Raw genomic sequence first — 26,830 nt, forward strand, 5'->3', positions numbered from 1 at the left:
ATATTTATTACCTGTATAATCAGATTTAACAGAAAGATTATATAAGGATAGTAACTATGGATATCAGAAGTTTATACAATAACCCCAACATTACTGGGGAAGCATGGCTTACACCTTTTAAAAAATGCTCGACTGAATTAAAACACAATCAAGAGGGTAACATTTTCAGCCGTGTAACCCACGCCGTGTTTTACTTTTTTGCTACCGCTGCAACTTTTTTATTGGTACCAGTTGGAATGCTTGTCAAGTGGTCTGCATCTTCTAGCAATCTTATAACAGCGCCGCCTTTACCAGAACAGATTATAGAAGAGAAGTTTATTATTCGCAATGTACATGAATATCCAAAAGAGTTATCTAATAGCGATAAACTCACTGTAGCTGCACTATTTCCAGAAGCAACAAAAACAGAAATTGAAACAGAACAATCTCTTGCAGCTCCCACACAAGCAACTCAAGACAAACAGCTTACAATTTCTTTACATCCTGAATTCTCTATTTCCATCCGTGGGCAAGATTTGTTTGCAAGTGGAGCAGAAGTCATTGTAAACGCTGCTAATACTCACCTTGGTGGCGGAGGCGGAATTGATGGATTAATACACAAAAAGGGTGCTGCAGAATATAGCACAGAACATAGAAAACTACAAACAACTTACAAAGCCTCCTATATCAGAGGTCATGCAGCTATCATTGACAGTGGGGAGCTCAAAGCAAAAGGTATTCACAAAGTAATTGTTGTGGCAGGCCCTGAAGGACCACAAACCGATAATGAAAAAGAGAACGCTCTCTACTCTTGTTACTACAATAGCTGCGTGCTTGCTCACCAGGAAGGCATAAAAAGCATTGCCTTTCCATCTATAAGCACAGGTATTTTTAGGTATCCACAAGATAAAGCTGCTCAAATTTCCTTGCGCGCATTACATGACTTTATACATGACTACCCAGATACTTCTCTAAAAACCATCTCTATCCATTTTTTAGACGATCCCAAACTAAAAGAAAATTTAAATCCTTACAAAGAGGCTGCTAAATTTTCAAAAGTAGAATAGACTTCTTGCGTAGTTATACACAAGAAGTCTATTAAAACTCCATCCCTTTTCAAGGAATGGAGTCTATCTTTTATCTTACGCGTGGGCAGATCTCATCTTTTTTAAAGAAAAAAGCAATTTCAACTGCAGCAGTATCTTTCGCATCTGAGCCGTGCACCGCATTTTCATCTATATTCTTAGCAAAATCTGCGCGAATTGTGCCAGCAGCAGCTTCTTTTGGGTTTGTTGCCCCCATGATGTCGCGATTCTTTTGCACTGCGTTAGATCCTTCTAGCACTTGAACTAATACAGGCCCAGAAATCATGAAATCAACAAGCGCTTTAAAAAAAGGGCGACTCTTATGGATAGCATAAAATTCTTCTGCTTGATGCTTTGTTAAATGAAGCATCTTTGCAGCGATAACTTTAAGTCCTGCTTGCTCAAAGCGATCGATAATTGCACCGATATGGTTTTTTGCAACAGCGTCTGGCTTAACAATAGATAATGTTTGTTCGATCATGATGATATACCCTCAAAAGTTATTTCTCAAAGGGCTGGCATTATACAACAACAGAGCCGATATGTGCAATTAAGAATTCCTCATAAAGGAGAGTGTCCTGCCTTAATTTCATACAAGTATCGAAGAACACCGTCTCCAGAAGGTGTTAAATAAACATCCCATTGATCCAACTTTGTTCTAAACTCCTCGTTAAACTCATTTTGCAATATGTTAACTACATGCTCCATAGCAGCTTCTAAATCCAATGCAACAGCGGGATTGATCTGCTTAAACAATTCTTGTATTACACTATATTGGGCAATCGCAGAATGTTCTATGAGATTTTCTGTGTGTTGATAAAAATTTACAGACCAATCATTAATCATTAAATTGTGTATACGCTGTACAATCTGCTGTAATAATGTACACCACGATACAGAAGTATCTGTATTAGTTGTTCTACTTGTAAGCAAATCAAAAGCATTCTGAGCAATGAGGGCATCTTTAACATTTAAAGCTGTAAAGTCTGGCTGAACAGCATTCAACAATCGCCTAGCAACTAAATCTCTTGATAATCTGGGTAAATTTGCTGTAAGACCCTCATGAAAAGTGGACATTTTTTGAAAAAATTGCCTTGCCAAAGAAAAACGAAAACGCTCGATTTTAGCATGATGTACATGCACATGTTTCATTAACTCTGCACTCTTCTTGCGCTTCTGATAAAGCTCTGCTAAAACTTTTTCAGCATCCCTAATATCTTCTTCTTTAATACCCAGACTACTAGCTGAAACAAACATCGCAGAAGAACCAGGATCCTCTTGACGCCCAGCTCTACCACGTGCCTGTTGCTCTACTCTTAAAGAAGCAGGAAAGCTTGTAAGCAAAACATATAATCCCCCGTTTTTGCGACTATCTTCATTCAATAGAATATCAGTTCCTCGTCCAGCCGTATTTGTAGCAACCGTCACGGCCCTAGGATAGCCTGCTTTTTCAAGAACTTCCTCTTCTGTTTTCTCTTGCATTTCATTCAAAATCTCATGAGAAATATGCAAAGACATCAACTTGTCTTGAATCGTTTTTGTTTCTTGAATCGTTTCACACAGGACTAAAATGGGGCGATTCATTGCCCGGCACATCCTAATTTCCTCTACAATCCTCTCAAGGTGTTCCTCATCATTACGACAAATAACTAGAGGCTTATCTTCACGTTTTGGAATATGATAGGTAGGAACATCAAACGATTGCACATTATAAATCTCACTTACCTCTTCCCTTTCAGATTGTGCTCCCATTGTACCTGTTAACCCAAAAACACCCTTATACATTGGATAATAAACGGGATGTGAAAGAGAAATGGGTATTAAAGACTCTTGCTGTACAGGCAGCCCATGTTTAAGTTCCACAAACTCATGAACACCGTTTGACCAGCGAGAACCAATCATGATTCTTCCCGTATTTGTAGCATCAACGATTAAAACTTTGTTATTCTTAATCACATAATCTTTATCTTCTGTTAGCTTAAAAAAGGCTTTATGTGCCGATACAAGCCATTCTCTAAAATTTTCATCCAATATTGAATTAGCTAACGAATTAAATTTAGGCCCCACATCATTAGACAAAAAAGCTTTTAATCTTTCAATATCGTCTTGCAAAAAACCGTCTTGTTCTTTTCTTCCATGATTTTTGATGAATTTAAAAATGGGTGCATAAATCCATTCATAAGTAACTTCTGCTGCATGAGCTAATCTGGCACTATTTGCTGCTGTATCAATTGTTAAATTATCAACTTCATCTACAATTACATGATCAAAACGTTTGAAAGATGAGGCTTGATAGGGCTGCAAGAACAAGGGTGTTCTGTATAACATTTCACGCATGATTGCAAACTCGAAATCAGAAGCAGTTCCATAAAGAATATGAGCCCAAAATCTCTTAGCATCTGGCTGATCACAAATAGAAGATGTTGTAATACCAAATGTCATAAAAAATTCTTCATATTTCTTTTGATCACGGATAACTAAACTTGGCGAAGATGAAATAATGTGATTACTATTCTCATACATATTCTTCTTTTGAAGGGCAAATACGAATCCAAGAGTAGTTACAATCATCGATTTTCCCTCTCCCGTTTTTACTTGAGCAATACACCCATCGGGAAATAATAATTGTCCTAATACCGTCAGTATCTGCGTATGGTGAAGATAAATACAAAATTTAATGCGCAAAGCAAGACGAGCGATAGCTATTAAATGTAGTACATCATTCTCGTTTAATTCGGGTTTCATACAAATAGCAGAAACTTGTAATACCAATGCTCCCATCCGAAGCCGATAATTTTCTTCACAAAAGCCTTGAATAATCTGATACTGGCGTGCAATTTGATCTAGCTGCTCAGGCTTCAGTGGAAAAGGCATCTCACTAAATCTTTCTAAAATAGGACCGATTTCCTTTTCCCTATTAATTGCATCAAAACATACATCAGGAATTGCATCTTCCAACCTTGTTATTAACCCTTGACGCGCATCTACATAGTTGTCATGTGCATATTCCTGCACAAAAGCTTCTAATATACCAAATATACCCGGTATATTGGCATTCACTAATTTAGCTATTCTAATAGCCTCATCTAAAGAGATAGGACTGTGCACATTAGTCATGCAAAAAGCATTAAAAAATTCATTGCCATACTCTCTTACAATTTTATTCGCTTCTATAATAAATTCTTGTAAATCTCCTTGAGAATATCCTTGCAGGGCAAACTCACCACTCGTACTTACGACAATCATTTTTATAAGCGTTAATTTTTCCTCCTCTCTAAAGGTAACATCATTTTCAAGAAATTGAAAAGCTGGCTCATAAGTAGATAGCGGTAAACGCTGAGAAACAGGTAGTGAAGATAAGTATTCTTTTACTAAACAAAGCATATCAATAAAAGAATAATGACAATCCAAGATATCTCTAAGAGACACAGGAAGCTCTCTCAAAATAGGCTCAGCTACATCAGGCCCTCTTAAAAAATCCTCAAAGCGTTCAATAGCCGTTTCTGCATTATCCCATACTCTTAAAGCAGCAAGTTGAAAAAAATGTGATATTTTTTCTTCATGATCTAAAGCTGTAAATTTTTCAAGAGAAAGCGCAATATTTGTTGTAGGCAATGTACAAAGAAAGAAATTAGTAATTTTTTCTTCCATATTCTTATTTTTTCTAATTACCTTGAAAATAAAACGTGCAAAATCAATATCCACTGACTCAGATGAACATAATAATCTTTGGATAACAAGACCCTGCAAACGCTCATCTAACTGCTTACATACGTTTTGTTCTTGCCCTGTTAAATAACATTGATAAAAAGAAACTGCATTTACACTCATTAGTTAACTCTCACAGGGCAACAATTGCTTTCGCAATTCTTTCGAATCTTCATGAGCATTCACATAAGCTTCCAACCAATCTGTTATCTCTTTATATCTTTTGACAAATAGGGTACGCTCATTAATACGATGCTCTAAATGAATACGCTGTAACCCCAATGAAGTTTCCATCGTTCCATCACCTGGCACTTCAATGATAGAAGCAATTGCAAAAGGCTGCTCTTTCATATATTTTTTAAATAAAGCGAGTAACTCAGGATGCGTTTGTACAAAGGAATCAAAGCTTTCAATGTTCTGTTTCAACACATTAATTGTAGCCTGAAGCTTTTCACAGCGCTGACGAGCACGCTCATTATCAGAGCGCGCCTTTACATCCTCTGTAACTACAACTCTTTTAAAAGTTAGACGTGGAGCAGAGTCATGAGCTGACTTTGCAGTACATATATTTCTTACCCATCCTTTAAGTTTATTTCCAACACAAGCAAATGGTTCAATGTTTCTTAAGCTAAAAAGTGCAAGAGCTACTATTTTTAAACCTAATAAATATATAACCCAATTATAAGACGTTGTTGCAGTTGGCGCTGAACTTACGGGAGCATGAGTCTCAGGCTGTGTTTGTATGTTATTTTGAGAATTAAAGGTTATCATAAAAGCCTCCTTAAAGCGCTAATCCTAAATCATTTATTTTTTCATTGATATATTCCCTTACATTTTGTCCATCTATTTCTAAACTTTCTCCAAATTCATTCTGATAAATTTTTTCTAATTGATCCAAACTAGAGAGCTTCTCTACATCTGTTTCATTTTTTTCTGCTAATTCATCTAACTCTTCGAGTAAAGGCTTGCAACTTTGAGTAATTACCAATTTCATGTTATCAATTCTACTTTGCTCAAGAGCGCCTATTTCAATTAAACAGGCAATTCTAAAACAAGAACCCTCTTGTATGACAAAATTAGCATGCCCAGAGCATAGCCTAAACACTATAATAGACCATTCAGCAACCTTTGTTCTAGCATCCCCCATAAAGCCCTCAAACACAGGCATTTTCTCTAAACGTCTAATTGTGCCTGCGTCGCTTTGAATTGCTGTAAGAAGCATTTGTTTGTAGCTTGTTAAATTAGTACGATATGCAGCGTCAAGACGAACAGCCACATTACACAAGCCTTGCTGTGGCAAGTTAACACTTGAAGAAGGCTCTCTAGAAGTATCTGTAAGAATCGAAAAAACACGCGACTTATTACGGATCGTAGAAAATTGCGTTTCAGTCCAAGCAACTGGATAAGCATTTGCATCAACAATCTCCCTATGTTCTTCAAATAAAGTCAGCTGCTGGCCCTCATATTGTGTTACAAGAGTTGGTTGGTAGGGCATAAGCGTCATAAATGTTTCTCCAAAATTTTTATTATTTCAAGCTTACAAGAGATATTGCTTTTTCTAACCTGCTCAAGAACATTGCGTTGTAATTCTCGATTTACTCCTGCTCCAACTAGTAATTGAGCCATATCGGGACTTGGAGAATGCAGGCAAACAAACCATAACGGTGTATGTCCTTCAGAATCTGTAATATCAATTAACGCTCCAGCAAACAGAAGTAATTTTACAATATCTTTTAAATTTGCCTTTACAGCCTCGTATAAGGCAGAACAGCCTCTCGCATCACGTGCATTAATGCTATCCACATCCAAAGTCTGAGTAAGGAATAATACAGCTAAAGAAGAATTACTTCGAACAGCCACATGAAGTAATGACTGACCATCAACTCTTTCTTCAAAAAGTGATTGAAACAGGGTTATGACCCCTAGAGTCTTATCATCTGAGGGCTTTATTAACTCAGCTGGAAATTTACCCATACTATCTCTTGAATAAAAATTTGCTCCACAAGCAAGTAACATGCGAACAACTTCTGCATGACCTGCTCTTGCAGCTTCATGAAGTGGCGATCTTCCTTGGTTATCAGGGATATCTAATTGAGCTTGACGTTTTATCAAAATCATAATATGGCCAAGATTACCAGCTCTTGCAGCGATATGTAATAAGGTCTGTCCTTGCTGATTAGTATGGTCTATATCCATTTGAGAATGTTCAACAACTAAGCGAAACTGCTCATAAGAGGAATTTGCAGCTGCTAACTCCAATGCAGTTTCTCTTGATTGACATAAAAGAGTGCTGTCAGCTTCATTAAGTAATAACCAGGCTGTGCTTTGCAAAGCTCCTACTTTGCAGGCAATATGAAGACCTGTATAACCCTCTGTTAACTCTGCATTAATAGGTATACCCTTCTTATAAAGGGCTTTAACAGATTCTAAATTATCAGAATAAATAGCCTTCAGAATGGCATTTAAAAGATGTTCAGGTTTTCTTGATACATTAAATTGACTTAAAGTAGATAATAAAGCACTTGATGCATTACTTACTGCCGCATAAGCAAGCGCGCTATAGCCATTGCTAGACTGAATTTCTGGACTGGCCCCTTGATCAAGTAGCCAAGCAGCTGTTTCTGAATGGCCAGCCTCACAAGCCAAATGAAGCAGTGTAGCTTCATTTAGTATATCAGAGGAAGATTCAGAATCCTTCTGTGGAATTGCAATGGGTTCATCAATTAAGCTACTATGTAAAGGCGAGCGTCTTTGCATTGATAAAATCATTTTAAGCGTATTGGTATGGCCATTTACAGCTGCTAAATATTTAGAATCTATACCTGCATGATTTTTTATACCCACAGGAATTCCTTGAGCACAAAACAGACGCATAATCGTATCTAAACCTGCTCCTGCAGCTAAATGCATTAGATAGTTTCCATTGACATCCATAACTTTAGAATTAGCCCCATGAGAGAGCAGATACCAGACTGTAAGATAATTCTTTGTAGCTAAAGCAATGTGCAAAGGTGAAATACGCTTAATCGTTACCAGTTGATTAGGATCTGCTCCATAAGTTAATAATTTCTGTATTATTCTTAATGCTTGTTTAGTACAAGCCATAGCAAGAGGAGTGATAAGATGGCGACTCAGATGCCTTAAGTTAACCCCTCGCCTCAATAATCCATCCACATTGTCTTCTTGAAAGCCATTGATAGCATAAAAAATAGGTGTTCTTCCTTCAACATCTACCTCTTCAATTACGTATAATTGCTCATGAGCTGCTAAGTAAGTAAGAACTTCATCGAAAAGAGTCTTACTTGCACTTATTGCGGCCATATGTACTGGTGTTTGCCCTTCATGATTCTTTATAGTCAAATCAACACCCCTTAACGTAAGGGGAGATAAATTATTTTCTAAGAGAATATGAGCAAGAGTATTACCTTTATCGTCTTGAAGATTAACATCCAAACTAGGCTCGTTTAAAAACATAGGAATCAAACGACTCACATCTAAATCCCTACCTAAGCGAATAAGAAGCTGCAAAGGAGTTCCCAACATCCTGTGAGCATTCATATCTACAGTTATCATTCTATTGATAGAAACACTTCTTATAACTCTTTCCATTTGGACTAGATCATCATTGTTTAAGGCCTCTAAAAAATTACGACTGACAGCTGCTTGCTCATTTTCAAGTGTTGCATGCGTGCCTGCAGGCATATTAAGAACATTTCTGTGACCTGCTTGAAGTAAAAGAATCACACAGTGCGTATGTTTTTTTTCTGCAGCCCACTGTAAAGGGCTCTTTTCTAAAACAGAGCGCTCATCTTGCAACTGATAACGCAGAATAATCTGCAAAATTTTATCCTGCCCTGTCATGCTTGCAAGCAATGTGGGTGTCCATCCGTCCGTTGTAACATATGATAAGGAAGCATTGTTTAAAAGAAGGCGATTAAAAGCAGTAAAATGATGAGCTCTGATAGCTTGTATCATAGCTTCATCTAAAGTTGCAGATGACTTATTATAACCCATAAGAAGTTTTAAATTACTATCCTCTACCTGCTTTGCAGCTTGGAATAAAGACATAACAGTGACTGGAACTTTTCTTTCTAAAAGAAAAGCAACTGCATCGTTTGCTTCAGCAAAAACGGCATAGTCTAGCGCAGTCCATCCATCATCATCTACCCCTGATAAATTAGCCTCATGCATAGCTAAGTACTGCAGCACTTTCACAGAACCAATACGAGCTGCCACATGAGCAGGTAGTGAGTTTTTATTATCTAGAGTCGTATGAACTAAGCTATCTGGATCAAAAATTTCTAACAAAACCTCAGTTAGATGGTTTTCAATAGCAAGATAAAAAAGGTGCTTATCTTGAAAAGCTCTTTCCAAAGAAACAGACCTCTCTTTCATAGCCGTTAATATAGCCCTTAGCACTCGCTCACTGCCATATTCTATTGCAATAGCTGCTAACGTTTTATGACCATCTTGTTCCAATGGCTGCTGCAAATCCATTGCACGAGCAAGATATTTTCTAAATAAAAAAATACCATCGCTCTTGGCCAGATAATGAAGTAATCCCCAACCTCCATCACCTCTGATGGCATTAAGATCAACTCCCTTCGGCTCAAATATAAAAGTTAATGCCTGAAAATTACCCACTTGTGCAGCAATAAGAGCAGATTCTTGCAACTCGTCAGAAGAAAATTGCACAGCATCAAATATTTGCTTAAGAATAACATTGTACTCCATTGCCAAAAGAAGCCTTGGATCGATCTCAACACCCTTACTACGTAAAGCTTCAATAACCTTCCACAAGCCTAAAGCGATAGCTATTTTAACGGGTGTATCTTCCTCTATATTTATCCCATTTAAAAATGAGACATCAACGCACTCCTCAATCATTTTTAAAGCAACTTGAATATTTCCAGAGCGAAGAGCTATATGAAGGGCATTATCGCCAGATGCATTTCTATAAGGATACAAATATCTAAGTAACTTTTCGACAATAGCGACACTACCATTTTTAGCTACGGCCTCTAAAGCTATACCAGAAGGAGTCGTTCTTGCTAACAAGCTATCAAGAACTGGTAAACACTCTCTATGTATAGCTATTTCAATAGCTGTACACCCATTTTGCACTTCAACACCAGAATCTGCTCCTAAGGCTATTAATCGATCCACTACATCTTTTCTATCAAGTTCGCAAGCAAGCATCAGTGGGGTTCCGCCTTCTTTGCTACATGTATTGATAACATCTGTCACTTGTGGGGATGACAATATGGCGTTAATAATCTGTAAATTACCCTCATGCAGGGCATTGTGCAGTGTTGTATAACCTCCAACAAGAAATGTCAACAGAGCACCCTTATCAAGTAATAAAAGAACTGCATCTACTTGTTGATGTTGAACTGCAACGATAAGAGGAGTTGCGCCACTATCACTTGCCGCATTTATCGTGTTTTGTTCTAATAAAAGAGCCATAGATGAACTACTAACCATCGCTGCATAATGAATGGGAAGGTATCCTTGAGCATCTTTTTGTTCTATTGAAAAACCTTGTGCAAGCAGTTTTTCCACATAAAATAGGTCTTGATAACCAGCTGCCAGATGCAATAGACTCCTTCCTTGCCTATCTTTTAATTCTTCAAGTCTAGGAACACTCTCTAATAATCTTAAAAAACCTTCTTTATCACCCTCTCTCATTGCATCTTGGATGCTGAGCCGCGCATCAAACCTTGCCGCCTCTTCTCCTGGGCGCGTTAGAAAAACCTCTTCCATCCACTGATAATCATCTGCAAGATAATAGGGTAGATTTTCATTAAATAGACGAAACAAGACTCGAGAATTTCTCGCATTATCTTGGACCACTGTTAATGTTTCAGCAGGAGTTGAAAGAAATAGACCCATATTACAATTTATAAAAGTTTCGCCCACCAATGAAGGCTCCACATGTTGTTTGTGTAAATACAAACCGCATCCGCCTACAACCCTTTCTACTTTTTTTAATATAGAAGAGGGTATTTCATGCGGTAAATGTATGAAGGGGGCAGAAAATGTCCCAATAACTTTGACTTCATTACGGAATGCTATCCCTTTAAAAAAATTTTTCACTTCCTTTTGAAGGTTTTTATCATTTTTTCTAATTGAACGAATGACAAAAGCTATTACCCTTCCCTTTAATGCAACAACATGATCTTTAAAAGCATCTATGAGCTCATCTAATAGCTGAGCCGTCAACTCGTTCAATTGAAGCCTCTCAGCGTGAGATTGAAAAAAACGGCGCACTGGAGCAGAACAAGATGCTAACACATGCTGCTCTAATTGATTTTTTAACAACTGAGTAAGATGACTTTTCCCTAAAGGATTAAAATCCTCTTCCTTCTCATCTACAATATGCCCAAATAATCCCTTAAAGTACCCAAACAACGCCTCTTCATGTATTCTTAGCACATCTTTTAATACCACATGCATATTACATTTAAGGTCTTCTGGTCTCTTCAATATTACAGGCAAATGAGGGAATAGTGGTGGTGATCCTTTAGGTAAAACAGATTGTATCATCGATAAAGAAGGAACCCTGCGATGCGCTTTAAGGGTAGAAAAATAGCTTGCAAAAAAATTAATTACAGAGAGGAGAGCAAAATATTGGCGACATAGTGGCATCTTTACCATATGATCATGTATACGCATAGCCTCTAACTTATATAACTCCTCCATTTGCACATAAGATGAGGGCTGACAGCCATATTTGCGCACATGTTCTTCGAGAGCCACTTTATATTCTGGGGGTGGATTAATATCATAAAACACATCAAAATCACCATCAATAACAAAAAGATTACCCTCTTTTTGAATACTATTTTGTTTAGCAATGATGCGAAAAGCATTTTTAAATCCTCCAAAGGATCGCAAAACTTCAGGAATAAAAGGATCTTCTTCAATAATCTGATTAAGACTTGACAAAGAGATATACGATTGATCTGCACCGTTCATATACTCCTGACAATAGGCTCTAAAATCAATTAGACTTTCATCCGCAAAACCTTCTCTAGTTTCCCAATCAGGATTAAGATGCCAATTATCGATAAATTCTTCTTTATACACACCACCATTGAGGTATCCCTTCATGATATAGTCAAGCATACTAATAACACGACCAACAAGCGTACGCTCATATGCAGGATGGATAACGGGGAAAAGATCGGAGCCATCTTCTCTGAAATGCAAACTAAAGAAAGGAATTGTACTATGCACATAAATACCAACTGCCAATTCGCGCAAAACCTCGCGTAATTGAGCATTTGTAAAGGGCATGTTTCCATTTGGCAGTGTTGGAAAGACAAAGAAATGATCTTCTTCGAAAAGAGCTTCAGGCCCCTCAAATAACCCCTTAATATAAGATGTGCTACAAGCAACACCTCCAATATCCCCAGAAGCCATGCCTTTTTCTGGCATCGAATTATGAGGATGCACCGCATTGTAAGATCTAACAAGACCTGTTTGCTGTAATAACTGTCTAAACTGCCCCAAAGTGGGACCAGAAGGTCTTCTTCCTACTCCCTTAAAAAAAGCAAACCCATCAATAAATTTTCTTACTCGCTCTGAGTTTTCAGATTCTATTGTGTCGCGACCACTGGTCCCACCAGAAGATGATCCCCCATTCTTTTCTTGCTGAGCTGTTTTTTTGAGGGTAGTAGGGCTTTTATTATTTAAAGAAGCATCTTGTTTACGCGCTGCCATTGCAGCCAAGTCTTTGGCTGTAGGAGGATAGTGAGGTCTAACAATGTCTCTTCCATGCAACCCTTTAGGATGAATGCGATTAACCTTGCCTGAATGATCGTAGCATTCTCTCCAAGTACGCACTATTCCTTTTTTAACATCATATTCCGTTACATGACAAGATCCTCGTGTAAGCCCAGGAGTCCTTGCAGGCTTTTCTTCTCCATAATATCTAATTCTTCCATCTGGCAGCCCTTCAACTTTTACAGCATCTCGCTGTCCAGCTTCCAACATGCTCAGCTTCTCACTAACTTGAAAAAGATAGTGTTTTTTCCCTTCCGCCTGCAAATGAGGCCAAATAGTAAGAGCCAACGCATGGGTATCATAAATGATATCCCAGCGATGAATTGGCAAACTTTCTAAGCATTCTACTAATTCGCTTGGAATTTGTTTCCTGTTTAAAGGATTACGAATTCTTTCCCCTGGAATTATACTCAGATGGCCTTGTTTATCAAAAATAGCTCCGATTAAACTACATTGTCCAGTTTTCCATAACTGAATGGATCGTCCTTCAGCATCTTTATATGCAGTTGTAAGCGGTTTTAGCTCTTTGTATATTTTTAAAAACGTATCAATATTGACGTTTGAACTGTCGGTAACTGAGGAGGAAATGCTAGAACTCATGATGCCCCTTAGAGATAATCGCCGAATAACGACGCAACCATTAGAAAATTTTCTAAAATAAAAAACAAGAAAAATGTTAAGAAAAGATCAAGGCAATTTTAAATGGAAAACAATTTGTGAACCTGTAAGACTTGGGCGGGCATTGCAAAAAATAGGTGTTGTAAAAATGGAATCTTTGAAAAAGGAACTTGGCAAAGAACTAAAAGCAAATTTATCTGATCCATACGATCCTGATCGAATTGCCAGATGGGCAGATCATGTGCGCTATACTTACCGCCGAGAATTATCTAATGAATTGTACGATATGATTGACACACTAACAACCATGTCATGTGGACCTGAGTTTGTTCTTCCACAAGAGGAGGTACGCAGCTTTGCAGAGCAATTAATTACTGAAGGAGAAAGAGAAGAGCTTGGAGAGGCCCTTCCCGAAATAGAAGAAATAGCTCAAGATTTGTTAGAAGATAATTGGTTAATGTGCCCCTTATGCCAAGAAGCGTGGCAAGATTATTCTAAATACGCAATGGTGTACTGTCCAAAATGTAACAACAAATTGCATAATCCCAAGTTCAAACCTTCTATATAAGTCTCTTTTTTAAAGAGTCGAGCTCTTCTTGTAGGCCTTGGGGTAACTTATTGCCAAACAGTTTGAAATAATCGCTAATCTCTTCTGCTTCTAAAAGCCACTCTTTTTTATCAATATGCAGAAGATCCTGCAATGAGTTTGCACTTATCTGTAACCCTTCCAAATCAAGAGCTTCCTTGCTTGGTAAGTAACCAATAGGGGTTTTTTCTGCGACACCCTTGTTGTCAACGCGCTCAAAGATCCACTTTAACACTCTGCTGTTTTCTCCATATCCTGGCCATAAGAATTTACCATCCTTATCTTTCCTAAACCAATTTACATAGAATATACGTGGCAATAAGTTTGCTTGTGTCTTTGTTTGCATACTAAGCCAGTGACTAAAATAATCACCCATATGATAGCCACAAAAGGGTAACATAGCAAAAGGATCATGGCGCAATTTTCCAACAGTTCCAACTGCTGCAGCTGTTGTTTCCGATGAAACAATCGACCCCAAAAAGACGCCGTGCTGCCAACTAAATGACTCATAGACAAGTGGGACTACAGAAGATCTTCTTCCGCCAAAAATGATTGCTGAGATAGGAACACCCTTTGGATCTTCAAAAGCCTTGTCAACGACAGGACACTGCGACAGTGCTGCTGCAAAGCGAGAATTGGGATGCGCTGCTTTCTCACCGCTTTCTGCAGACCATTTCTTTCCAAGCCAATCTGTAAGCTCGCTTGGAGGTGTATCTGTCATCTGCTCCCACCATACATCACCCTCCTTTGTAAGGGCTACATTAGTAAAGAGAGTATTTTTAGAAATGGTTTTCATCGCATTCGGGTTAGACTTCCAAGAAGTTCCACTTGCAACACCAAACATACCAGCTTCTGGATTAATTGCATAAAGCCTACCATCTTCTCCAAACTTCATCCAGGCTATATCATCACCTATACATTCAATCTTCCAACCAGGAAGTGTGGGCGTGAGCATGGCTAAATTTGTCTTTCCACAGGCACTTGGAAAAGCTGCTGCTATATATTTTTTTTCACCCTGCGGATTTGTTATGCCCAGAATTAACATATGTTCTGCAAGGAAACCATCTTCTCTTGCCATCACCGACGCAATACGCAAAGCAAAGCATTTTTTTCCAAGTAGAGCATTACCACCATAGCCACTACCATAAGACCAAACTTCTTTAGTTTCTGGAAAATGTACAATGTATTTATTTGCTGCATTACAAGGCCATGGAATATCCTTAACGCCCACTTCTAAAGGCATTCCAACAGAATGCAAGCAAGGAACAAACTCTTTATCGCCAAGAGCCTCTAAAACAGCCTTTCCCATACGAGTCATGACTTTCATATGACATACAACATAAGGAGAATCGGTAATTTCTACGCCGATATGCGATATAGGTGATCCAATGGGACCCATACTGTAGGGGACAACATAAAGGGTTCTGCCTTTCATGCACCCACTAAAAAGCCTTTTTAATAAAGACCTCATCTCTTTTGGATCTTTCCAGTTGTTAGTAGGGCCTGCATCACTCTCTTTTTCTGAACAAATAAATGTGCGATCCTCTACTCTTGCAACATCATCCTGAGACGATCTGCTTAAAAAACTTGATGGACGAAACTTTTCATTTAACTTTATAAAAGTACCACTCTTTACAAGTAAGTCCGCCAGCTTAAAAAATTCTTCATCTGATCCATCGCAAATATGAACATTGTCTGGTGTACATAGCTCTGCAATATCTTTAATCCACTTTACCAACTTTTGATTCACTAAATTCTTCATCATTCCTAAATTAATGCTTTTCGTCGTTTAAATTTATCCAAATATTCAAGAGCTTTACCTGTTCCAAGACACACCGCAAGAAGGGGACTTGGAGCAATAATAACAGGAAGACCTGTCTCTTTCATAAGAGCTCTATCTAAGCCCTTCATAAGGGCGCCGCCACCTGCAAGAACCATGCCTCTCTCAACAAGGTCTGCAGCAAGTTCTGGAGGACATTTTTCCAGAGTCAGCTTAACAGCTTCAATAATTTGCTGAATAGGTTCTGAAAGGCATTCTCTGATTTCGACAGAGTTAATCCTCTTAGTAACAGGAAGACCTGCTACCTGGTCTCTTCCTCTTACTTCCATCTCAAGTTCATTGTCACCCAAAGGATAAGCTGAACCAATTGTTATCTTGATTTCCTCAGCAGTTCTAGGACCTATCATTAAATTATAGGTACGCCTCATATAATTGATGATACACTCATCAAACTCATCACCTGCTATTCTAAGGGATCTTGACTCGACGATACCCCCAAGAGAGATAATTGCAATTTCTGTAGTTCCACCACCAATATCAATGATCATGTTTGCTGCAGGTTCGTGAACTGGTAAATCCACACCAATAGCTGCTGCCATTGGCTCTTCTATCAAAATAACCTCTTGAGCGCCAGCGTGAAGTGCAGAATCTTCAACAGCTCGCTTTTCCACCCCTGTGATACCAGAAGGCACGGCAATCAAAATTTTAGGCCTAAAAAGGCTTCTTGAGGGAGTTACACGCTTAATTAACGCTTTTAACATCCCTTCTGCTATTTCAAAGTCAGCAATAACGCCGTCTTTCATAGGGCGTACTGCATGAATTTTTTGAGGAGTCTTACCAAGCATAGCTTTTGCTTTATGACCCACTGCGAGCACTTCGTTTGTTCTAGAATCAACTGCCACAACAGATGGCTCTGTTAACACAATACCCTTTCCTCTTACAAAGACAAGCGTATTTGCCGTACCAAGATCGATACCAATATCACTAGAAAAGACACCCCAAAATCTATTGTATGCAGCCTCTTGAAATTTCTCTACCAGAGAAGACCACCCCAACTGTTTCTTTTTTGACGCCATTACCTTTAAATCCTTGATTGTTTACGTTTGAAGTAACTCTAACACCTCTTCCCATGTAAGTTTTGCCATTGCTTCATCATCACAACTTACAATTTTTTTCACGAGTCCCTTCTTACGGTTTTGCATATTCATGATCTTTTCTTCGATGGTTCCCAAAGTAATCAGCTTGTAAGAAGAAACAGAGCGTTTTTGCCCAAGTCTATATACCCTATCTGTTGCCTGATTTTCAACTGCAGGATTCCACCACATGTCATAATGAATTACAGTATCAGCTCCTACGATATTTAATCCAGAACCACCCGCTTTTAATGAAACTAAAAATACAGGTATTGATTCATCATCATTAAATTGTTTAACAATTTCCAAGCGATTTTTACTAGACCCATCTAAATAAGAAAATGCAATACCTCTTCGTAAAAGTTCTTCTTTCATAATACCAAGCATCTTTGTGTACTGACTAAAGACAACGGTTTTATGATTACCCTCTATTAAACTTTGCAATAACTCCAGCATCATCTCATATTTTGCAGAATCCGCTTCTTCAACGTTTTCCTTTGCAAATATGGCAGGATGACAACAAATTTGCTTAAGTCTTGTAAGTGTTGCAAGCACATGGATATGTACTTTTTCAAAACCTTCCTTACCAACAAGTCTTGACAACTCCTCTCTTGCCGATGCAGCGTAGGAATTATAAAGTTCTTTTTGTACGTCCGTAAGGTGACAGTAGTAAATAATTTCAGAAACTGGTGGTAAATCCTGAAGTACATCACTTTTCATACGTCGTAATATAAAGGGAGTAAGCTTTCTTTTTAGACCTTCTAAATGGTCTTGAACTCCTGCAATATTGCGAACATATTTTTCCACAAAACGATCGAAAGAGCTTAATAGACCTGGCATTAAAAAATCAAACAAACTCCACAATTCCTCTAAAGAATTTTCAACAGGTGTACCTGTAAGTACAAGTCTATGAACTGCTTGTATAGCTTTTACCGATTTTGCATTCCTTGTGCCACGATTTTTAATATGTTGAGCTTCATCTAGTATCGCATAGGAAAATTCTACCGTTTTATATGTATCAATATCTTTTTGTAAAAGCGTATATGTTGTGATAACCACATCATTTTCTTGCATTTGGGAGAGCAATTTTTTACGGCTAGAAGGAACACCATCTATTAAAAGGATCTTTAATTTAGGATTAAATTTAGTAAACTCTTCCTTCCAGTTATACAATAAAGACGTAGGACATACAATAAGAGACAAAGCTTTTGGATTCTCACTTTTGTTCTGAGTAATGGCAACAATTGCTTGAAGTGTCTTACCAAGCCCCATATCATCCGCTAAAATACCACTTAAGTACATTTTTCTCAGCTTTTCTAGCCACTGGACTCCTTCTAGTTGGTATTTACGAAGATCTGCCTTAATTTCTTTTGGAACAGGTGATGTTATAAAAGTCTTAATTCCAAGCATTTGATCTTGAATTTCCTTGAGCGCTGAAGACATAGAAACCTTTATAGGCAAGTTTTCAAACTCTGACAAACTAATGCCAGCTAAACTCCAAAGAGGTCTCTCCTCTTTATGATCATCTAACTTAGAAATACCTATTTCATCAAAAAGCTGTATCAGCGGTACTAAAGTCTCTAAATTAAGCACCAATATCTTGCGCTTACCATTTTTTTCCAAAGCTTGCTTTCCACGCCCTTTGGAAACTTCTATTTCTATAAAGCTCTTTTTAAGAGAGATACACTCCCACAGAAGCTCTAATTTGACACCCCTTAAATGCCCATTAATTTTTACATCAACCTCATAAACATAACGCTTTGAAGACTCTCTAAAATGAAGTTCAAAGTGAGTTTGATCATAAATAAATTGATCTAGTAAATTATCTGGAAATTCAAAAGACACTCTAGATTTATTTCTAGGAGCAATATCCGTCATAAATTCGACTATTTTCTTTTCCGTCTTTGCAACGTAAATGCCTTGTTTTGCATCAAAAGCAAAATCCAAAAATAGATCGTCAATGATCTTCTTTTCTTCATCGAGATTGCGAGCCAAAATACCTTGTTCTGTTACAAAAGCAACTGCATGCTCATACGTCCAAAGGCTTGAAGCTGCTGGTATCTCAATTTTATCGTACTGGAAATATAGACTTGCCTCCAACTCACCATCTATGTACTGCAGCTCTACTCTTGCTTTTAAATCAAGCGCAAAAGGTAGCGTAACAAACCTTTCTACCACCTTCTTATTGAGAATTTCTGCATACTTCTGAATTTCTGGAAGAGCGTTCTCGATAAACGTACCAAATAAAGGCTCTGGTACTGTCATATTGCGAATTAACCCTAAGTGACGTAAATGCGAGCGCTTAATGTTTGGCAAGAAGCGATAATAAGTTGTGTTGTGAATAAATCCAGGCTTTGCACATTCAAAAAGCACACCCTCTTCTGGGGAAGGAGTTTGCTTTTCTACAATGACAAGGGGCTTTAGTAAAATTTTGGGATTAGGGGCTTCCAAATATTCTAAATCAAAACGCAGCCTTGCTAAAGCCGTTGAAAAGCTCAAGGGAGATTCTAAGCTACCTTGATATAAACAAGGCATATGCTGATCCGAAAGATTTTTTGCACTTTGTGCTTTCTCAACTGCAAGGTCATAAGACTTTGCAAGGAGTGTGCCAAATGCTTCTAATTCAAGCTGCGCTGTGCGTACATAACGCTCATTGCCATTTTCTGGGTATCTTGCATGATCAAGTAACAAATTTAATATCTCAGAACTGATCCCATCAAAAGATTGTGAAGTAAAAAAATAACGCTTTCCAGATATATGCAAAGGCTCATGATAGCGAATAGCCTCCAAAAAGTCTTTGATATTAACTACATTTAAAGGCTTTGAGCGAAAGGGCAAACGCAATGCAAGCTGCACTTCAGGCACCACTCTTGAGCCTTCTGCATCTGGCGTATAATTAAAAATAACAGCAAGTTCTGCCCTATCCTCTGTAATACGCTCTTCTGGCAAAAAGAATGGAGACTCCGCAAGTACTTGAGCTGCAAAAGCATATTCTTCTAAAACTTCATTTTGATACTTTTCATCTTTACGATGGACTTCTTTATTTTTAGCCTCTGTAAACGTCTGGCGCAACTCTTCCTTTTCTTCCTCATCGATATGCTCATCCGTATCAAGGTCTGTAACTTTTGAAAAGTCCACAAGAATCTCATCGAGGTGATCTTCTAGATGGAAAAGAAGAGCTGCAATATGTTGACAATCATAGGAATAAGCACAATCACAGTTTGAATCTACTGTTTTAGATTCAAAACGATCTATTTCAATTTCACTTTCATAAACATTGTCAAAGTGCCCCTTGACCTTACTATTCAAGCGTATCCTATCGCTATCTAGTTGTGAAATTTTGGCAATTACAATACTGCCCTTATCGTAGAGATCTTTTCCCTCTTTTACAACATTGGGAGAAAAATCTTGTTTTAGTTTACGAAAATTCAACATGAGAGACTCTCAACTTTTCAAAATATAAACTCACCCTTTTACCCATTTAGCAACAGATGTGCAATAAAAAACATACCTTGCTAGAAAGAAAAAAACTTCTAGCTCAAATCAACTAGATTCTGTAAAATGAGGAAAAGTTAAAATCATAACTATCAACTTCCCCACCGTTGGTTCTAGGTCAAAGTGACCTCCATTCTTTGCTCTAGAACCGACACTTTTTCCCACAATTTTTAGTTGCTCAAAAAAAACAGAAGACATATGCTGTCCGTCAAAAAGAACGCTATCCGTTTCTTTAATACGCGGGCGTAGCTCAGTGGTAGAGCATCACGTTGCCAACGTGAGGGTCGTGAGTTCGAGCCTCATCGCCCGCTTTCTGTCTCAATAATTTCTGTTGCTGAAAAAAAACAGAAGACATATGCTACCCGATTCAAAAAAGAACATTATCTGTTCTTTAATATGCGGGCGTAGCTCAGTGGTAGAGCATCACGTTGCCAACGTGAGGGTCGTGAGTTCGAGCCTCATCGCCCGCTATTTTAAAATGAGGAGTCCTAACTTGAATTCACAAGCACCAGAAACCAAACAATTTGAAAATTCTAATGTCAAAATTGAGGCAATCATCGAACCTGGCTGCCAAGTCAAGCTCTCTGTCCATGTTAACAAGGAATTTGTATCAAAAAGCTACCAAGAGGCTCTGCATCGCGTAAAAAAAGAAATCTCTCTTCCTGGCTTTAGAAAAGGCAAAGCACCAGACACTCTTATCATCACACACTATTCCAAAGCTGTCGACAATGAATGGCGTGATGTACTTCTCAATAATACATTCCACGAATCTCTTCAAATTACATCTTATGCTCCACTCAAAGCTTCTGCAAAATCGATCAAATCGCACATTAAAGAACTCAAATCTTCCAAGGACGAAGCATCTATCTCTTACGAATTTGAAAGCGTCCCCGTAGCCCCATCCATCGATCATGCAAGCCTATCACTACAAGATATGCCTCTTGAAAAAATTGAAAAAGACGCTGTTCATGAGCGCATTGAAGAAGCAAGACTTTCTCTTGCAACTTGGGAAGACGTGCAAGATAGATGTGTCCAAGAAGAAGATTTTGTACGCCTAGACTTGTCTGAAATAAAAGATGGACAAGAACACCCCGACTTTACTGATCAGCGCTTCCAAGTAACAGAAAAGAAAATGGCGCCTTGGCTTCAAGCCCTTGTCATTGGCATGAATAGTGGAGATTCAAAAGAAGGCATGAGTTCTCCTGAAGAAGCATTCATCGATGAAGAGGCAAAAGCCGCTTTTAAATCCTCTCTTTTTAAAGTAACTGTTAACAAAATCGAAAAGCCTGTTCTTGCAGACCTCGATGATGCATTTGCAAAAAGACTTGGCGTGCAAACAATGGATGATGTGCACCATGCCATCAAACAGCAACTAGAACATTCTGCAAAAACAGAACAAAGACATAAACAGCAAAAAGCCTTAGAAGAAACTCTCGTAAGCACATATTCTTTTGACCTTCCAAAATCCCTACTTGAACATGACAGCAATATGCTTGCACAGCAAGAGATGAATCGTCTAAAACAAGAGGGCTTATCCAGTGATGAATTATCCCAAAAAAGTACAGAAATAAAAGAAAAAGCTCTACAAGACACAAAAAACCGACTGATGCTTTATTATCTTCTTCGTAAATACAATGCAGAACATCATGTCAATGTAACCAATGAAGATCTTAACTTTGAACTTAACAAGATCTTACAGCAATTTCCAAAAGAGATGCTGCCTCAGATTGCAAAGTCATTGAATGAAGAGATTTATACAGCTATTCTTGCAGAAGTTGTTGTAAAAAAAGGCTTGGAACACCTGCTTACACACCTACAGCAGAAATAGTCAAAAAAACCAATTCTTGAGTTTATTTGCGCATATATGCAAGTATGGAAACTTGAACCATTAAATTAATTTTAGGATCGATATGTCTCTAGTACCCTATGTTATCGAAGATACAGGACGCGGTGAGCGTTCTATGGACATCTACTCTCGTCTTTTAAAGGACAGAATCGTGCTTATTGGAACTGAAATTAGTGATCAAGTAGCCAACGTAATTGTAGCTCAATTACTTTTCCTTCAAACTGAAGACCCCAAAAAAGATGTAAGCATCTACATCAACTCCCCTGGGGGTTATATTACAGCAGGGCTTGCTATCTATGACACCATGCAATTCATGAGTTATCGTATTAAAACTTATTGCATAGGACAAGCAGCTTCAATGGGAGCTCTTCTTTTAGCCGCAGGAACAAAAGGTGAGCGTTACTTACTACCACACAGTAGAGTCATGATCCACCAGCCCTCTGGAGGTATTACTGGACCTGCAGAAGACATTGCGCGTCAAGCTAAAGAAATTAGTGAATTAAAAGGGCAGTTGGCAGCTATCATGGCAAAATGCACGGGACAAAGCCCTGCAAAAATTTATGAAGATTCAGAACGTGACTATTATATGGGAACTCAAGAAGCTATTGCATATGGTATGGCTGACAAAGTCGTTGCAAGCTCAAAAGATCAATAAACTACCTTGGAATTTTAAGTGTCTAGAAAAACATTCGTATCTAAAGAACTTGCTAGTTGCTCCTTTTGTGGTAGAACAGAAGATGCTGTTGAAAAACTTATCTCCGGTCCTAACGTATACATCTGTGATAAATGCGTCCACCTTTGCATGGATATTCTTGAAAAGAAGAGTGCACCACCTGAATTTGTCCTTCTTAAACCACATGAAATCAAAAAACGCTTAGATGATTACATTATTGGACAAGAAAAAGCCAAAAGGGCCGTTTCTGTTGCCGTATACAACCACTACAAACGTATACGCTCTTTAGCAAAAGAATCCGATATAGAATATGGCAAATCTAATGTACTTCTCTTAGGACCTACTGGCTCTGGAAAAACTCTCATTGCTAAAACACTTGCAAAAATCCTGGATGTCCCCTTTGCCATAGCTGATGCAACAACATTGACAGAGGCAGGCTATGTTGGCGAGGATGTAGAAAACATTATCCTTAGACTCCTACAAAACGCAGACTATGATGTTGCAAGAGCTGAACAAGGCATTATCTACGTCGATGAAATTGACAAAATAGGAAGAACTACTGCCAATGTTTCCATTACAAGAGATGTATCTGGAGAGGGCGTACAACAAGCACTTCTTAAAATTGTAGAAGGAACTATCGCAAACGTGCCTCCAAAAGGCGGAAGAAAGCATCCTAATCAAGAGTACATCAAAGTTAATACGGAAAACATTTTGTTCATCGTAGGTGGCGCTTTTGTACACCTTGATAAGATCGTTTCAAAACGCCTTGGAAGAAGTACTATGGGCTTTGAACTTTCAAAGGAAGAAGTACAAAAATCAAAAGACAAAAGCTTCTTCTTATCAAAAGTTGAGCCGGAAGATTTAGTGCAATTTGGAATGATTCCTGAGTTTGTGGGCCGCTTTAATAGTATTGCCAACTGTAATGAGCTCGTAGTGGATGACCTTGTCAAGATATTGACAGAACCGAAAAATGCTGTCATCAAGCAATTCACGCGTATGTTCGAAGAAGAAGGCGTAAAATTACACTTCTCTGAAGCTTCTCTCAAAGCAATTGCCCAAAAAGCAATCGATGCAGGAACAGGAGCAAGAGCTCTTCGCATGATCCTAGAGGACTTACTTCGCGATCTTATGTTCGAAGTTCCCTCTTCCGATTCCATCTGTGAAATTCATGTTGAAGAAGAGACTATTTTGAAGAAAATACCTCCCGTCATCAAACGCAAGTCCGACGAAAAAATCGCCTGAACAAGGACACGTATGCATACGCCATTAAGTGAAGTAGCTGGTAGTGAGTGCTCAAAACTATCCTGTTTAGCTTCTTTCGCTGTAAAATGCTCTGAGTACCTCCAATTTTGGGAGGGTAATGAGTATGATTCCTGGAATTATGGCCGTCTAAATGGTCGAGTGTTTCAGGTCTTGGATTACGACAAAGATACAGGGGTATTATATGTAAGTCATCTTCCTGTTGTTATTAAAAGATCAGGATGGAAAGCGGCTGCAAAAGTTGCTACCTGGGTGCTATCTGGGGGCATTTTTCCTCTATTAGCAGTAAGTGTTGTTTTAATTAGTGATTGCAGCTTTTCAGTAGTTAGCCATGATCAACTATATATGAAGGCTATTAGAGAGGGTAATCTAACTCTCTTTAATGAGTGTCATGAAAGAGATTGTTTACAGACATCTAGAAGACGGGTTGCTGGTGGGGTATGGGCGGCTTTTTGGCATGTAAAAAATTTGTGTGCCGCAGGCTCAAATGTTCCTATGGAGATGTTAACGATTTTAGAAATACTTATGCATGAATCTAGTATAGATGAAGTGCGCCGGATTTTAATTCAAGCAGTCAATACTCGTATTCTATCTTTGATCGAAATAGTATTGAAATATAAGGATCTTGCCGGTTGTACTTGTCAAAGGGAAATAAAGCAGCTGTTTCTGCAGGCTGAACTACAACTTGTTGATCAAGCGTTTTCAGGAATGGAAAAAGAGATCTGCAAAGCCAATCCTTCCATACCAGAGGGAGACTTTCCTCTTTTGTTTGCGCTCAAGCTCATTATTCATAATAACACAGAACGCTTGTACAATGAGACCCAAAAACTCAAGATAATCGTATAAAAAAATTAAGCAAGCCACAAACAAATGCAAAGGATCAGTAAAGAGATCTTGCTACAGACTAGTCTGATGATCTATTTTTGAGCCTATCTAGATACTCTTTTACAGAAAGCCTCATATTTTTTCAGGCAATGCACCAAGATAGAGACACCGAGCATTAATAATATAATGATTTTTTAAATTTTTCTAGGACCCCTAATCAAAAAAATTATTTTATAATTATATTCGCCCGTGTTACATATACATTATAAACACGGATATTTGTATGAGTGCAAATTTAAATGGCTTCAGTAGCTTTATCCACAACGTTGCAGAAGGTGGGTTTAACCCTGAAAATCAACGTATTGAGCTGAAATGCGATGATCATGGCATGCTTCAACCTGTTATTACAGATAAGCCCAAAAAAATGCGCTGGTTTCGAGAACTATTCTTTAAAGATGAAAATACTCGTCTTACAAATGTTTCAAAATTCCTTATTAATGCATTTAATGAACTTGAAAGCTCATCTGATAGTTGTATTGCTTTAGAAAAACTAGGAAACTATTTTCATTCTAAGAAAAAAGTTAGCGAAGAATGGTTTCAACTAGCATTCTCTAACATATCGCCCATTGCTCAATTAAAAGATGAACAAATCCAACTTGCCGAACAAATTGGTAAGCTCTTCGAAGCTACTCGAAACGAAGCTGATAAAACAATACAATCTGCCTACAGAGATGCTGATCGGGTTAAGGTTGAAGCTAAGGTTGAAGCTCAAGTCCTGTACGCAAAAGCTGTTAAAAACCAACCACTTACGATTCAACATCCCATTCATCCTTCTTTAACTGATTTGCGCTCCATTGAAGATGGAAAAGAGATTTTTATTCTTTGCAAAGATGGAAAAGAGATAGGAATACATCCCTTTATTCTAAAGCTATTTCCAAACTCTTTTTTTGAAAGCTACTTAAATACAAGAGAGTCTCTTCAAGACGAACCTATTGATCTATCAAGCTATTCTAATGAGGTTGTAGAAATTCTTATCGATTATCTTTATGGTGGTTCAAAATATACCTCAATGCTCACAGAGCAATATCTTGAACTACAAGAACTGGCAGATTTTCTAAACTTAAACACATTAAAAGGCCACATTCAAGCAAATTTGAAAAGTATGTTTATTAATAAGCCAGATATTCTTATTACTGCAATAACCATAATATATACTACAAGACCGGATTTGAAGAGAAATCTGCTGCCTCTAATTGGCGAATGCCTCTATTGCCTTCACTATGCTCACACCCATCTAAAAAATCATTTAATTACAACAATTTTTGCACAAGAAGCTGTTCAAAAAATACTCCAAGACACTACAGAATCACCTGAAATAGCCCTAGAAAAATCTTTTCTACAAACACTCTTGGCCTACAATCTTGCAAATGGAATTACTGAGCGTAAAGAAAATCGGGATGAAGCAGAAAAACTTTTGAGGCAAGTTGCTCTACGAGGGTATCCTCCAGCTATGACTGAATTAGGAAAGCTGCTTGAACTTAAACACGGAAAGCCCTCTGAAGAGGCTATACAATGGTATGCCCAAGCAGCAGCGCAAAATGATTCCTATGCTCAAAACCGTCTAGGGTACATATATTATCATTCTTTCAAGGATAATAAAAAAGCTGTAGAACTCTTTCAAAAATCAGCAGACCAAAACAATCCTTTTGCAAAAGTTAATCTAGCTCGCATGTTTTTAAATGCAGAAGGAATCATTATGGATTCAAAGAACGCTGAAATATATGCAAAGAAAATTGTTGATCTCTGTACCGATCTGCCTCTTTATCATAACACTCAAGGCCGCTATATTCTTAGCTACTGTTATTATCATGGAATAGGAGTAGAAAAAAATATTATAAAAGCAAACGAAATGCATGCCCTTGCTAGTCTCAAGGGTTTAAAAAACGAAACTCCTTATCACAGCAGATTCCCCATTTTAAACGCACTTGAGAATACCACCCATTTCAGCACTACAGTGTTAAGTAATTCAATAGGCTTTTACTAACCATCCATAT

General features: G+C 38.1%; 15 protein-coding genes and 2 tRNA genes. 9 read left to right on the forward strand and 8 right to left on the reverse strand.

Annotated features, from left to right (window positions below; genetic code table 11):
• The first annotated feature begins 56 nt into the window (after positions 1–56).
• Entirely contained in the window at positions 57–1,046 is a 990-nt protein-coding gene (locus P4L16_06360) for a macro domain-containing protein (protein MDR3624744.1), read from the forward strand.
• 70 nt (positions 1,047–1,116) lie between these two features.
• Here P4L16_06360 and ndk read toward each other — a convergent pair whose 3' ends face one another.
• The 5 genes from ndk to P4L16_06385 all read right to left on the reverse strand — a co-directional run bounded on the left by ndk (position 1,117) and on the right by P4L16_06385 (position 13,160).
• Complete coding sequence (gene ndk / locus P4L16_06365; GenBank protein ID MDR3624745.1) at positions 1,117–1,542, reverse strand: nucleoside-diphosphate kinase; 426 nt, start codon at positions 1,540–1,542, stop codon at positions 1,117–1,119.
• A gap of 83 nt (positions 1,543–1,625) precedes the next feature.
• Complete coding sequence (locus P4L16_06370) at positions 1,626–4,895, reverse strand: hypothetical protein (GenBank protein ID MDR3624746.1); 3,270 nt, start codon at positions 4,893–4,895, stop codon at positions 1,626–1,628.
• A gap of 3 nt (positions 4,896–4,898) precedes the next feature.
• Positions 4,899–5,543, reverse strand: coding sequence for a hypothetical protein (locus P4L16_06375; protein ID MDR3624747.1), 645 nt, complete (start codon positions 5,541–5,543; stop codon positions 4,899–4,901).
• Positions 5,544–5,553: 10 nt separating this feature from the next.
• A complete protein-coding gene (locus P4L16_06380; protein ID MDR3624748.1) occupies positions 5,554–6,276 on the reverse strand; it encodes a hypothetical protein in 723 nt (240 codons plus the stop codon).
• Positions 6,273–13,160 carry an ankyrin repeat domain-containing protein gene (locus P4L16_06385; GenBank protein ID MDR3624749.1) on the reverse strand — a complete coding sequence of 2,296 codons (6,888 nt, stop codon included), beginning with the start codon at positions 13,158–13,160 and terminating at the stop codon, positions 6,273–6,275. The genes P4L16_06380 and P4L16_06385 overlap by 4 nt, the downstream gene beginning before the upstream one ends.
• 73 nt (positions 13,161–13,233) lie before the next feature.
• On the opposite strand from P4L16_06385, the gene P4L16_06390 reads away from it, so the two are divergent.
• On the forward strand, positions 13,234–13,746 hold the full coding sequence (locus tag P4L16_06390) for a hypothetical protein (protein ID MDR3624750.1): 513 nt from the start codon (positions 13,234–13,236) through the stop codon (positions 13,744–13,746).
• On the opposite strand, the gene P4L16_06395 is transcribed toward P4L16_06390, so the two are convergent.
• From P4L16_06395 to P4L16_06405, 3 genes are read right to left on the reverse strand one after another with little or no spacing between them, the layout of a single operon-like run.
• The gene (locus tag P4L16_06395; protein MDR3624751.1) at positions 13,739–15,529 is read right to left on the reverse strand and encodes a phosphoenolpyruvate carboxykinase (GTP); all 1,791 of its coding nucleotides are present in this window, start codon (positions 15,527–15,529) and stop codon (positions 13,739–13,741) included. The genes P4L16_06390 and P4L16_06395 overlap by 8 nt on opposite strands.
• A 2-nt stretch (positions 15,530–15,531) precedes the next feature.
• Positions 15,532–16,620: a rod shape-determining protein gene (locus P4L16_06400; GenBank protein MDR3624752.1), complete on the reverse strand. Its 1,089-nt coding sequence runs from the start codon at positions 16,618–16,620 to the stop codon at positions 15,532–15,534.
• Positions 16,621–16,641: 21 nt separating this feature from the next.
• On the reverse strand, positions 16,642–20,112 hold the full coding sequence (locus P4L16_06405; protein ID MDR3624753.1) for a DEAD/DEAH box helicase: 3,471 nt from the start codon (positions 20,110–20,112) through the stop codon (positions 16,642–16,644).
• A 299-nt stretch (positions 20,113–20,411) separates the two neighbouring features.
• Between P4L16_06405 and P4L16_06410 the strand changes: the two genes are divergently transcribed.
• The 7 genes from P4L16_06410 to P4L16_06440 all read left to right on the forward strand — a co-directional run bounded on the left by P4L16_06410 (position 20,412) and on the right by P4L16_06440 (position 26,820).
• A tRNA-Gly gene (locus P4L16_06410) sits at positions 20,412–20,483 on the forward strand.
• Between the two features lie 87 nt (positions 20,484–20,570).
• A tRNA-Gly gene (locus P4L16_06415) sits at positions 20,571–20,642 on the forward strand.
• A gap of 23 nt (positions 20,643–20,665) precedes the next feature.
• The gene (tig, locus tag P4L16_06420; protein ID MDR3624754.1) at positions 20,666–22,000 is read left to right on the forward strand and encodes a trigger factor; all 1,335 of its coding nucleotides are present in this window, start codon (positions 20,666–20,668) and stop codon (positions 21,998–22,000) included.
• An 82-nt stretch (positions 22,001–22,082) separates the two neighbouring features.
• Positions 22,083–22,673 carry an ATP-dependent Clp protease proteolytic subunit gene (locus P4L16_06425; protein MDR3624755.1) on the forward strand — a complete coding sequence of 197 codons (591 nt, stop codon included), beginning with the start codon at positions 22,083–22,085 and terminating at the stop codon, positions 22,671–22,673.
• Positions 22,674–22,691: 18 nt separating this feature from the next.
• Complete coding sequence (gene clpX, locus P4L16_06430; protein MDR3624756.1) at positions 22,692–23,933, forward strand: ATP-dependent Clp protease ATP-binding subunit ClpX; 1,242 nt, start codon at positions 22,692–22,694, stop codon at positions 23,931–23,933.
• Positions 23,934–23,945: 12 nt separating this feature from the next.
• Positions 23,946–24,797 (forward strand): hypothetical protein, encoded by an 852-nt coding sequence (locus tag P4L16_06435; protein ID MDR3624757.1) that lies wholly within the window; start codon positions 23,946–23,948, stop codon positions 24,795–24,797.
• 262 nt (positions 24,798–25,059) lie between these two features.
• Complete coding sequence (locus P4L16_06440) at positions 25,060–26,820, forward strand: BTB/POZ domain-containing protein (protein MDR3624758.1); 1,761 nt, start codon at positions 25,060–25,062, stop codon at positions 26,818–26,820.
• The last annotated feature ends 10 nt before the right edge of the window (positions 26,821–26,830 follow it).

It is taken from the genome of Chlamydiales bacterium (genome assembly GCA_031292375.1).
In the GTDB taxonomy this organism is placed as follows: Bacteria; Chlamydiota; Chlamydiia; order Chlamydiales; family VFKH01; genus JARLHF01.